We start from the raw sequence: 12,457 nt of genomic DNA on the forward strand, positions 1-12,457 counted from the left end.
ACTACCACTTCTAGTATATATACTACATATGTATGCTATAAAAAGGGGATACGAAAAGCAGGTATAGCTCTGTTTCTCATCCCGTTTATATATTTGATCTACGCAGAAAGTGGTCTAACCGTACCAGGAGCCTGGACCACCTCAATCTGTACCCTACTTAAGGACGGAGTGGGCCTTCCGATGATGCTTGGCCTCTTGAGAAAAGACGAGATCGATGGTTCTCGTGCACTCATTCTCACCCGGGTGAGTACGACAGCTCAAGGAAACAACTCCAGCAAAAAGTCCCAACGCGAGTATCTTGAGACGGCAGCAGAGGGTGCCAATCTGGAGACGATCGACACACTGGAAGCTGAGGAATCTGCCGCCAAAATTGAACGCAGCCAACTAAATGACGCTCTTGAACGGGGACGTAACGGAGATTACGATGTCCTCATGATCTACGAGGTTGACCGCTTGAGCCGAGCAAACCCGTGGGAGACGCTGAGCTATCTAAATGACCTCCGTGAAGCGGGCATCACGCTGTACGCAGACTCATACGGTTACTTCGACTGGGAGGAACACTTCGACCTCGAAATCCTCGCACGGGAAGCGGTATTCGCACGTCGACACCTGAATCGGATCCGCCAAGGTGCTCGCGATGGATGCCATCAGAAGTTGAAAGATGGCCAATGGCCGTTCGGAGGTAATCCGCCGGTCGGATACCGAACCAACGAAGACGACGAACTTCTCTTAGATGAGGAGTACGCGCCGTTTGTCGAGGACTTCTTCGAGATCTACGCAAAGACCGAGAATCGAAAAGAGACAATGAGGCAGCTCAACGACAAGTTCGAGGAGCGTGGTTTGGACTCGATCAGCTACTCACGAGTCAAGACCGTACTACAGAGCCCGCTATGTATCGGACGGCTGGCTTACAAGGGAGAAGTGGTCGCCGAAATGCCGGAGTTACGTCAGGTAGATACGGAGCTCTTCCAAGAGGTACAGTCGATCCTTTCTGGCCAAGATGACCGTCCCGCAACGCCTGAAGTTCCGGAATTCGCCGCAAATGCCGTGGAGCAGTACGGACTTGAGTTCGTCATGGACCAGTTCGAGTCGTTCAAACCGTTTCGCTGCCGGAAGTGCGACGGAGACCTCGAACGCCACGGATCCAAGGAGGTTTGGGGTATTCCGATGGCGAAGTACCGATGCCAAGACTGCGAATACCAAGGACCACTGATGACTGAACAGGAGCTTAAATCGCTCCACCAGACCGTCCCAGTGCGGTGTCCGTTCTGTACTTCAACCGAGAGCTTTCGCTCAAGTACCCGGCGACAGCTCGGAATGCAGTTCAACTACGCGTATGAGTGCCTGGACTGCGGCCTATCGTTTGGATCTGATTTGAGTCCAGATCGGCTGAAGCGAATGTTCAGCCACCCAAACCTCGGATTCGATATCGAGGGCAGTGACGACACGGACAGCAAGGACGATGATGATGACGAGGATGACCCACAACCCGCGATCACGGATTACGGCAATCCGTAAGCGATTGTGACCGTCTCCAAACCGTTTCTTTCGTCGATCCAGCAGCTCGAGCTGCTGAATCGTAGGTGATCAATATGCCCTGTGGCTTAGCAGCCAAATAAAGCGCCGCAGCCGCTGTACAGGCAGGGTCACCTGATCCTGAGTCAAAGCGGTCCAGAATCCGACTTGCATCTTTGACTGTCGCTTCGTTGAGGGCTAATTTTCTCGCGAGGAATGGCAGGTAGTTCTCTGGAACGGGTGGAAAGAGGGCTAGGTCGAACTCCCGTTTGAGCTTCTTCATCGTCCGTTGTACTGCCGTCCTCTCGCACCCGAGTGACTCTGCGATCACTCCGATAGGACGTGGTGCCTCGGCTTGTCGGAGCGTGATAATCAGTACAGCACCAATCACGTGTTCGGCTTTCCGACCATGAAAGAGAGTCTTCTCCCAAGTTTTGACTAAGAGTTTTGTCGAGTTATCTAGCTCGGATTCGGTGAGGTACAGGTCTGCTCTAGACCGGTCTAACGTGGCGAGAAGCTCGACGAGAACGGATTCAGACGAGTCACGTGGGGTTACTGATTCGATCCAGTCATCGATCTCAAGACTCGGCTGTGTATCTGAGTCGTGCGCGGCTGGCTTTGATTGCTCAATATTGTCCTTGTCGAGAACGAATCCGCACGCTCCACAGAACCCATCAGTGAAACCGAAGCGGTCGTCCACGTCGGCCGCGCCACAACTCGGACACGCTGGAACCTCTGGTGACATCTAGATATCTCTCCACTCACGATAGTCAGAAAGGATTCTCTCAGCTTTTCTTTGCTTCCGAGCACGCTGCATCCGCCCTTTCTGATGCTGATACCGAAAGCGTGTCTCAACAACGGTTTTGAATAGTGTATCATCGAGGATACGATATTCTTCAACCTGTGCGTGGTAGTCGGCGACTTGGTAGCTGCCGGTGTAGATCTCGTTGGTGAGGACCTTTCGAACGGACTGACGACACCACAGCTCACCAGCCTTCGTTCGAAGCCCACTCTTATTGAGCAGACTCGCGACACGGGGCATGGATTTCTCTTGGGGGTAGAGGCAGAATATCGTCTTAACGACCGACGCTTCGTCTGCTAACACGCGTAGCTTGCCGTCGCTTGTCTTTTCGTACCCGAGAGGGGGTTTGTCATTCGGCCACTTGTGCTCCTTCGCAAGCCCGTGCATCCCCATTCGAACACGCTGGCTGGTCAGATCGCTCTCGAGCTCTGCTGCCGATGCGAGGTTTCTGAAGTTGAACCGACCAACCGGCGATGTCGTATCGATGTATTCGGTGACACTCTGGAGACTCACGTCCCACTCGTTCAGTCGTTCCTCAGTCTTTACCAGGTCGACGAGAGACCGACAGAAGCGGTCAAGTTTCCAAAAGACGACGACGTCGAAACAGCCAGCGCGAGCACGATCCAACATCTCTTGGAACTTAGGCCGATCCGTGTTCCGACCTGATTCCGCCTCGTCGGTGAACACGAACGTAACGTTCCACCCCATCTGTTCGCACCGCTTGGAACAACGATCGACTTGTTCACCGATTGAATAACCGAATCGCTGGCTTGAGGACGAGGTTCGAGCATAGATTGCGGCGTATTCGATTGGATCGTCTTCGTTTGTCGACCCCCCACTCGGCGATATTGTTCGCGGGGCCGGACGGCCATCGATCATCATTCGGAGCGCTCCGCTTCAGCCATTTCATCGGAGTAAGCTGGTGGCCAGGGTCCAGTCAGGGGGGCGGGGGTGTCTTGACGGGCACAGCAGCCGCATAGAGGAGGGGTGTCGGTGTCACCAGCCCAATCTACCTCGTCATGATCGAACTGCTCACTACAGGCCGTACAGCGCCACTGGGAGACCCGGTGTTCTGTAGCGAGGTCAGGATACCTTTTTGCGAGGGTCGGAGTGAGCTTCGCGTCCGGGTCCGCTTTCAGATACTCAACGACCTGTGAACGGGGGTATTCCATGAGTGGAAGGTATCCAAGGAACCCCCGATCCGATACCGGTCTGTTGCTCTTCCCGCACCGTTCTCGGTACGAGCAGAAATCACACTCCCATCCGAATCGGGGGGTTGCCGGCGGGAGCTCGCCGTCAAGACGATATTCTGTGTGTTCGGTCGCCCAGCTGACGACCGTCTCTTGCCAGAACTCCGTGTCGAACTCAATGTCAAATACTTTGAGATCAAACGAGTCCCGGTCACCGTAGATCAAGCACCCTTGCTTCACCTCAACATCGTATTTCTTCGAGAGGCCGACCATGTAGGCGTGTAGCTGTGCCTTGTGGTGCTCGTTCGGGTCGTCGAGGTACTCCAACGAACCCTTCGTCTTCACTTCAGTCGGGAGAATTGGCACGCCGTTGTCGTCGACGACGACAGGGTCAGTTGACCCCTTAACCACGAGTGCGCCGGCGTCCGTCTCGATTTCGAAGTCGACATACAGGGAGTTCGTGACAAGCAGGCCGTCATCGTCGACGGCGTCGCGCAGGTACGGTAGTACGACATCCTCCTCGAAACGCGTGCCGACCCACAGAATGCCCTGGGCCATCTCGGTCTCTGCCGGCGCGTTCTCCTTCCGATAAACGAGCTTTCGGTGGCACTGCAACAGACTGCTCGGTGTATGCTTGTCGGGCGGAGGCACCGGACTCGGGTCGTTGTAGTACGCATGGCCTTCCTCAACGTTCTCACGGGCGTTCGACGCCCGTCGCCACTCCTGAAAGTCCGTGGTAGTGATCGCAGTGAGTGCCGTGGCAGGTCTCCCTGATCCCACGGGAGAAGTCAGTGTGCGATCGCCGTCACGAGAGTGTGATCGGTGTTTCACTCTACTTCCTAGGTGGGAAGCAATATAACAATTCCGTTGGTGGAATAAATAGATTTAGCCCCTCACATCTCGCGTTTTGAGGTGAATGGGTAGCGATGGCCCCGGTCGCAAACCGACGGTATCGGATGAGGAGATACTGACGGTGTTCGTGAATGCAGAAGATCCTGTACTGATGGCTGATGAGGTTGCAGAATCTCTCCCTATCGGGCGCAGGGCGGTGTATAATCGCCTCCGCTCATTAGAGGAGCAGGGCGTTCTCCAGTCGAAGAAGGCGGGTGCGAGAAGTACTGTTTGGTGGTATCCGGGTGAGACTAACACTGAGATGTAGTCTTAAATTTGGGTGGGTTCAGTGCTAGAGTGATCCGATCATACTGGTATGTTACTAAAACGGGACAATCTCTATACTGTTCCGGATGTTCGTTCCACCTAGATGTCGTTACGGGATTATCCTTGGAAAGGGTACTATGCCGGTCACGAAGATCTGCTTAATGAATTTTTCATACCTGCTCTAAAACATTCAACTTCATATGATCGCATTACAGGTAGCTTTTCAGCATCGGTATTAGCGTTGTTCTCTGAGGGACTACCAGAATTTATTGAGAACGGTGGTACAATCCGCCTAATGCCAGGTATCGAACTCTATGAACATGATATTGAAGCGATAGAACAAGGTCGATCCGGCGATGTTATTAAAAATCACATAGAGTGGGAGGAATTAAAGAACGGGAATCGGGATGAAGTTATGGAAGCACTTGCGTGGTTGGTTGCAGAAGAAATTCTCGATATCAAAATCGGCGTTGTAACTGATGACTTAGGGAGATTACAAACAAAACAAGAAGCAGAGTGGCATCAAAAAGTTGCAATTTTCGGAGATGATGAAGGAAATATTGTTGGGGTGTCTGGATCCCCTAATGAATCATTCAAAGCATTAAAACAGAATCGAGAGAGTTTCAGCCTATTTCGAAGCTGGATAGAGATGGAGGGCGAAGAGTGGGATGAAAAAACCCGCCTACAAGAGCAAATTGACGAATTTAACCGATTATGGAATGATGAGGATCCTAGATCATCTGTTTTTGATTTTCCAGAAGCACTAGAACAAGACTTGCTCGAAACTGCTCCAACAGCAGAACCTGACTGGGACGATATCATCTCTAGTAATGAACAAAACAAGGGTCAAGAGGATATTACTCTGCGTCCTTATCAAAAAGACGCGATTCGGAGATTTTTGAATAACGATAATCGGATAATCCTTGATCACGCTACAGGAACGGGAAAAACATGGACCTCGTTACTGGCAATGCAACGTGTTGTTGAGTCCGATGATGTCATCGTCATCTTCGCTCCAACGAGAGATCTTGTCAATCAGTGGGTTGATGGGGACAATATCAGACGCTTCTTTCCAAAAAGCAATATAATCAGATGCTTAGGTGACGTTAACTGGAGAGAAGATCTTCATAATCGGTTATTCACTAACCGGTCAGCACCGCTGTTTGTTGTAACAACTATGCATCCAACTACTATGAAAGATGCTATTGAACGTATTAATAGCGAGTGTGACCCAGAACAGGTTGGGATTATTGCTGATGAAGTACATAATCTAGGGTCAAGTCTGCGACGTACAATCTTTCCAAAATTACAGGCAGATCTTGGCCGAGTTGCTCTTAGTGCGACCCCATTCCGAGATGATATTGGGGATGATACGATTGTAGAATACTTTGGTAGTGAAATACACGAAGTTAGTATTCAAGATGCAATTGAAAAGTACGGAGTGTTGAGTGAATATGAATATCATATTCACCCAGTTGTGCTATCTTCCCGAGAACGACAAGAATATGACAGCCATTCAACCGAGATTTCCAACTTATATAATACTTATAAATCATATGAGGATCAGCCGGTTATAGAAGTCTCAGATCGTCATCCCGACCTGAAAGTAGAAATAATGGAGAGAGCACGGATTGTCAAAGAATGTGAAGGAAAACTCAGTCTCACACGGTCAATTATTGAAGATATCGGAACTCGAACTTTGGTGTACTGTAATACAGAAGACCACACGAAAGCTGTAATAAATGCTATTGACGATCATACGACAAAGACTGCGTCTATCTTCTTAGGAAAACTCTCTAAGAATGATAAGGAGAATTTGCTAAACCTATTTGAGAAAGGAGATATAGAAATATTAGTTTCTATTGATTGTTTAACCGAAGGGATCGATGTTCCAGAATGCGACTCGGCAATACTAGTAACAAGTTCAACAACAGAAAGAGAGGCGATACAACGCCGCGGTCGGATTCTGCGTGAGGCGCAAAGTGATTCCCCTGCACAGCTCCATGATTTTATTACGCTGCCAGCAGAGTTGGAGAGCATTAAATCGGGTGATGCAGACCTTACCCAAGCAGAGTTGTCGTTAATTGAGCGTGAGCTAGAGAGACTTCGTATGATGAACTCGGATGCGACAAATAGAATGGATAATGACCCCTACATTTTAAGAATCGCTCGGGCTATGACACAGTACGATCTTGAATGACAGGACTTGACCCGGATATCGAAGATATCCTAGAAGACGAAGTTGAGGACTCACATATGAAGCGGTTAATTCGCAATATATTGGACTGGGAAGACAAACGACAATATCAGACTCATCGCAAGGGCAAAAAAAAAGCGCTGGAGGGATATCTTGATGACTATCTTGAGGACAAAAAATGAAGCTACTCTCTATTGAGGTTGTTAACTTTCGACCATATCGGGAGTCTCAAATAGATCTAACCGATCGAGATGGTTCAATCCACATTATTGAAGGAGATCAAGGAGGAGGCAAGACGAGTTTACACACAGCAATTCAATGGGGCCTGTATGGTGGTGCAGGTCCGAAAAGCAACTACACCAAACACTGGAATGAGCGCGCAAAGCAGGCTGGTGAGGAAGAGATGTCGGTCAAAATCAAATTTAAAGAAGGCTCTCGAAATTATACACTAATACGAGAAATCGGTCGGTTTAACCAGAACCAACAACGTGCTCATGAAGACCTAACACTAATTGGAGATACAGAAACGTATTCTGGCGAAGATGCACAAGATCAGATTGAAGAGATATTACCTGAGGAATTGAAACGCTTCTTTTTCCTTGACGGGGAGAGAATACAAGAATTAATAGCGGAAGATGCGGGTCAAAAAGTAAAGAGAGAAATTGAGACTGTCCTTAAGCATAGGACTATTATAAATTCACAGAAGGATTTAGGAGACTTACTAGAAGACCGACTCATCCCTCGACGCAACCGAATTGAAGAGGAGGCTAAAGAACGAGATGAAATTCTCGATGAGATTTCTAACCTTCGAGAAGATATCCGACAACTCCGACAGCGGAACAAGGAAGACAGAGATGAGATACAGAATAACAAGACCGCATTAAAAAAGAATAGAAAAGAATTGGAGAGTGTAAACAAAGAGGCAATTGATCGGATAAATGAGTTAGAATCTGATACAACAAGCCTACAAACTGACAAGGTCAAAGAACTATCTAAATTAAATACATCTTGGAAAAAGCTAAGATATCAAATTTTATCTGAGGATCTCAAGCAGATTAAACAAGAGATCATAGAGGAAATTGAGGAATATGAAGGTCGTCTCTCTGATATAGAGCGGGATGAAATTATTAATGATCTAGCTGAAGAAGCGAAGCAGGGTAAATGTCCAATCTGTGGGACTGAAGAAATAGAAAGTCTCGAAGAACACAGTGTCAGAGATCACGATAAAAAGCAATCTGAAAAGCTAACAGAAAAACTAGTTGAATTGCGAGAAATGCGTGACAGGCTTGATTCAGTCAATTTCCCTCAAAATTATCCGGTGGATCACCAAACAGAGATAGACAGAATAAACGAGGAAATTAAAGATAATCAGACGGAACGTAAGGATTTGCTCGGTGACTTGGGAGGTGTTCCAGATGATAGTGAACAAGACACACTAGAAAACAACATTAATGATCTTGAAGACTCGATAGATAGCCTACAAGAAGAGATAGATAATCGCGAAGAAACAATCAGAGAAAAAGAGCAAGAAATTAAAAAATTAGAAAGTAAGAGAGAGGAGAATGCATCTAATCAAGAGCTGGATAAGGTAAACAGTAAGATAGACGCAGGAGAGACAGCCATTGAAAAATTAAAAACGATTCGAAATATTCACGTCCGCGACAAACGGGAAAAGATAAAGTCAGAAATGAATCAAGTTTTCGAGCAGGTCGCACAATCTGACTTTATGGACCAACGGTACCAAGGACTTGATTTCCGGGGGGACCCTAGCGATGAAGATTCATACGTCCTTCAGCTCATCGAATCAGATGGTGAAACAAAAGACATGGCTAATCATGAACCCTCTGCTGGAGAATCCCAATTAACGGCTTTGAGTTTCATATTTGGATTGAATAAATATGCTCGTTACTCTTCAACGATAGTATTTGATACAGTAGCTGGTCGTCTTGATCTAACAAACAGTCAAGCACAGGGAGAGTTCTTTTCTAATCTGGAGGACCCTCTATTGCTACTTGTAACTGATTCTGAGCTACGCGATCTCGGTGATGCAGTTAATGAAGAGATTGGAGCACACTATCGGATCAAACCAGATGGAAAGGATTCGAAACTAGAGAGGGTCAAATAATGAAGTTCGATGAAATATCCGGTGCACAGACCCTACAAGTTACTACTGAAAAGTTCAACAAGGTTTCAAAGTCGATCAACGAAACCTTAGAGAATAATGACGCAGAAAAAGTTGAGAACACTCAAATAGCGAATCTCGCAATCGCAGTGGGAATCAAAGAGAAACGACAAAACCAGCCCGAGAGTACAAGTAAAGCATTAAAAATGGAATCATTAGATCAAGACCGTGTTCTCCGAACAATAATTGAGCGTCGTCACAAGAACTCATCTCCGGAGAAACTCAAAGAACACATGCAAGGGTACCTTGAGGGAGGTATCGAGATTATGTTTGAAGATATCAAAAAACAAAATTACTTTGAATATCATCGGTATGTCAAAGATGCTGAAGGGTCATTGAATAATTGAGTATCACTCTCAGTTCACGCGTCTAAGTTGGTTTTGTGAGAGCTCACTAATCTAACCTAGATCCATAAGTTAAACCGGTAAAGAGTAGTACCTATATTTGTAGCCATGCAAGGCCGTATTCGTTCTAGTCTCGAGGGTTATCATGAATAGCGAGACATGTGAATCTGCAGTTGAACTTGAAATGTTAGCTTCTGGAATGGCAAAGCAGCATGAAAACTTTCTAGATGCCACTCAGGAGCTTATTGATAACTCGGTGGCTGCGGTCGTAGATGGAGAAAGCTACTTCGATGACGCTAATGAGCGAGTCAATATTTCTATTTCGTTCGTTCGCGGGGAAGAGACAGTAACCACGTACATTTCAGATAATGGCCCCGGTATAGCGAGGGAAGACCTCCAAAATCATGTCTTCCGAACGGGGAATAAGGAGATATCTGAGGGAATACTCAATAACGTCGGATGGGGGTTGAAAGCGAGTTTAGCTTGGTTTGAAGAATCACTCAAACAACGCGGCCTTGAAGATGACACTCACTGGTTTTCACTAGTCACTCAGACAGCTGAAAGTGAACGTCTGCGTGTTGACGGTCCGATAACCGGTGACCTACCAATAGTTGATGCTACCGAGCGTGACTGGGAGATTGGAGTTCCGAGCGATGTCGATTCACTATTAGAATCTGACCACGGGACGCGCATCCAAGCGACATGTGCCCGTTCGCAGTTTGATGCCGATGTCTGGCCATCGGCTGACTCGCTTGGAACGAAAGTCCAGTATGTACGTGAACGGCTCGGTGTTCTGTTCCGGCGCTTACTCTCCGCTCGTGATGATAATCAGATAGTTGTACACTATCATGACCTACCCTCGAACGAACAAGGAACGTTTGAGGTTCCTCCTATCAGTCCTTCCTACACCGACGACACAGCGCTGAAATCTCACGAATTTTGTGCGTCTACTCCTCGCGGAGACCGATACCAAGTGCGGTATGAAGCTGGTACGCTGGACATCGATTCGATGACTGAATGGGCAGAGAAACAACACCCAGATCTGCTCACTCAGAGTGGCAAATTCAGATATAGATATCGGCCAAGTCAGAACAGACAAGGGGTCGACATCTACGCAAATGGTCGAGTGCTGATGACCTCGGTATTTGAGGATCTGTTTGATCTGACGCGGAATAACCAGTATAATTACTTCGGAGGCATCCTCCAGATATTTCCGATCGGCGATACAGACGAAGTGCCGACAGATAATAAAAAGACACGCCTAGATACAAACAGCGAACTCTGGCGTAAAATACGAAAGGAACTGTCGGATGAAGAATTGCTTCCGGAGGGTAGAGAGTACGGTAAGCGAGTCTCGACGGGTGGAGCGTCGACAACCGCTCAAACTCAAGAGGAAGAAGAGTCGTCAGAGGAACTCGAAAGCACATCTACATTTGATCCAAACACAGATGTATTTGGTCTTCACCACGGGGATGCAAGGTCAATCGTTCCAGCAATAAGCGAACATACGGCAGACACGCTAGACGAGGAAGAGGGGTTCGTGGATACGACGATCACATCTCCACCGTACTACGACCTCAAAGAGTACGGTTCGAGTGAGGAAGATGAAATAGGACAACATGGAACATACGTTGAATATCTACAAGAACTCCAGGACCTCTTCTCAGAGGTATACTCGATCACCAGAGATGACGGTTCCCTCTGGATCGTTGTGAATACTTTCCGTCGGAACCGCGAAATCGTTCAGCTTCCATTCGACATCGCACGTGTGTGCCAGAATCTCGATCAGGGACTAGAATGCTCAAACTGTGAGAATACGATACTAAGAGGAATCGATGAGTTAGACCGTCGCCAGACGACGTGTCCCCACTGTGGTCACACGACGAATAACGACGAGTCGTGGATTCTCCAAGACATCGTTGTTTGGAATAAGAACCGTGCGCTCCCGTATACGAAAGAAGGGAGGCTACGGAATGTCTTCGAGTATATTCTTTGTTTCAGCAAAAGCCCTGATTATGAGCTACAGATGGATCGCATTCGAGAGTCAGATCCTGCTCAATTCAAGAAATGGTGGGCAGATTTCCCTGAGCGCTACCATCCGCTCGGAAAGCTACCTGAAAACATCTGGGAGTTCGATCCGCCAACACGGGGATCATTCACTGGAGAAGTGGACGTGTTCGATCACCCTGCAGCGTTCCCTCCAAAACTAATTGAGCGAATTCTCACACTCTCTACGGAGAGTGATGATGTCGTACTGGACCCCTTCGCTGGCTCTGGGGTCGTTATAGGACAGGCAGAGCTGATGGATAGGAGACCAATTGGTGTTGAATTGAATAAAAAATACTCTGAAGCGTATCCAGATTTGAAGGAGTATCTCAAGGAACATCATGAAGAGGACGATCAGGTCGCATCACAAGAAGACCTAGATAGGATTATTTGCGGACTGCGTCAAACGAAGTACGCACGGGAGCTCCTTCGAACGATGGCGAGCGAACTCGGCCTCTCAAGCCCATCGCAGTTAGATGTACATACCGCCTTCCTCGTAAGCCGAGAACTCGGATATCAGTCCATTGAAGACGATATTCACGGACAGATCGATCTCGTGCTTCTCGTAGATGATGAGACGACCGCTCGACAGGCACTTGATTACGATGAGATTGCCGAAGAGGTCACCACGATCCAACCGTGCTCTGGCTTTGGAATTCGTGCTCGTACGTTAGTCATGACAACAGAGGAGTTCATTAGTGAGATAGCTAATGAAACCTATACACATCTGCCAGAAGAGCTCTTCATCTACGAAGACGGTCGGCACTACGTGTACTCGGAGGATATTTTGTATAGTGATTGGCGAAAAATGAATGAGGGTACCGATCAGTGGACAGAATATCACTCTGATAACGAGATACCTCCAATCGTTTCGAATGTCGGTGTTGAAGTAAACCATCCGAAGCATTCTATGGAAACTGTTTCAAGAGATTTGTCGGGCGATCATGAGATACAATTAAACAAATCTAGTGGAGAGCACTATCGACACATAATTCGGACAAACTAATCAGAGATGTAATAAAA

General features: G+C 47.6%; 9 protein-coding genes. 6 read left to right on the plus strand and 3 right to left on the minus strand.

The features are described from left to right. Positions 1 to 180 precede the first annotated feature (180 nt). Positions 181 to 1,518, plus strand: a complete 1,338-nt coding sequence (locus tag ACT4MF_RS11950; RefSeq protein WP_444682765.1) for a recombinase family protein — start codon at positions 181 to 183, stop codon at positions 1,516 to 1,518. Here the strand turns inward: ACT4MF_RS11950 and ACT4MF_RS11955 are convergent. The 3 genes from ACT4MF_RS11955 to ACT4MF_RS11965 are packed head-to-tail and all read right to left on the minus strand — an operon-like array spanning position 1,496 to position 4,287. Continuing rightward, on the minus strand, positions 1,496 to 2,215 hold the full coding sequence (locus ACT4MF_RS11955) for a hypothetical protein (protein ID WP_444682766.1): 720 nt from the start codon (positions 2,213 to 2,215) through the stop codon (positions 1,496 to 1,498). The two genes, ACT4MF_RS11950 and ACT4MF_RS11955, sit on opposite strands and share 23 nt — an antisense overlap. A gap of 45 nt (positions 2,216 to 2,260) precedes the next feature. Continuing rightward, positions 2,261 to 3,199, minus strand: a complete 939-nt coding sequence (locus ACT4MF_RS11960) for a recombinase family protein (RefSeq protein WP_444682767.1) — start codon at positions 3,197 to 3,199, stop codon at positions 2,261 to 2,263. Then, positions 3,196 to 4,287 carry a CRISPR-associated protein Cas4 gene (locus tag ACT4MF_RS11965; RefSeq protein WP_444682768.1) on the minus strand — a complete coding sequence of 364 codons (1,092 nt, stop codon included), beginning with the start codon at positions 4,285 to 4,287 and terminating at the stop codon, positions 3,196 to 3,198. Before ACT4MF_RS11965 ends, ACT4MF_RS11960 begins: the two co-directional genes overlap by 4 nt. 481 nt (positions 4,288 to 4,768) lie before the next feature. Between ACT4MF_RS11965 and ACT4MF_RS11970 the strand changes: the two genes are divergently transcribed. From ACT4MF_RS11970 to ACT4MF_RS11990, 5 genes are all read left to right on the plus strand, one after another. Then, a complete protein-coding gene (locus ACT4MF_RS11970; protein WP_444682769.1) occupies positions 4,769 to 6,865 on the plus strand; it encodes a DEAD/DEAH box helicase family protein in 2,097 nt (698 codons plus the stop codon). After that, complete coding sequence (locus ACT4MF_RS11975; protein WP_283402840.1) at positions 6,862 to 7,044, plus strand: hypothetical protein; 183 nt, start codon at positions 6,862 to 6,864, stop codon at positions 7,042 to 7,044. Before ACT4MF_RS11970 ends, ACT4MF_RS11975 begins: the two co-directional genes overlap by 4 nt. Continuing rightward, complete coding sequence (locus ACT4MF_RS11980) at positions 7,041 to 8,987, plus strand: hypothetical protein (protein ID WP_444682770.1); 1,947 nt, start codon at positions 7,041 to 7,043, stop codon at positions 8,985 to 8,987. The genes ACT4MF_RS11975 and ACT4MF_RS11980 overlap by 4 nt, the downstream gene beginning before the upstream one ends. Then, positions 8,987 to 9,391: a hypothetical protein gene (locus tag ACT4MF_RS11985; RefSeq protein ID WP_444682771.1), complete on the plus strand. Its 405-nt coding sequence runs from the start codon at positions 8,987 to 8,989 to the stop codon at positions 9,389 to 9,391. Before ACT4MF_RS11980 ends, ACT4MF_RS11985 begins: the two co-directional genes overlap by 1 nt. A 142-nt stretch (positions 9,392 to 9,533) precedes the next feature. Then, positions 9,534 to 12,440: a DNA methyltransferase gene (locus tag ACT4MF_RS11990; RefSeq protein WP_444682772.1), complete on the plus strand. Its 2,907-nt coding sequence runs from the start codon at positions 9,534 to 9,536 to the stop codon at positions 12,438 to 12,440. Positions 12,441 to 12,457 lie beyond the last annotated feature (17 nt).

The organism is Halorubrum sp. FL23 (genome assembly GCF_052439115.2).
Lineage (GTDB): Archaea > Halobacteriota > Halobacteria > Halobacteriales > Haloferacaceae > Halorubrum > Halorubrum persicum.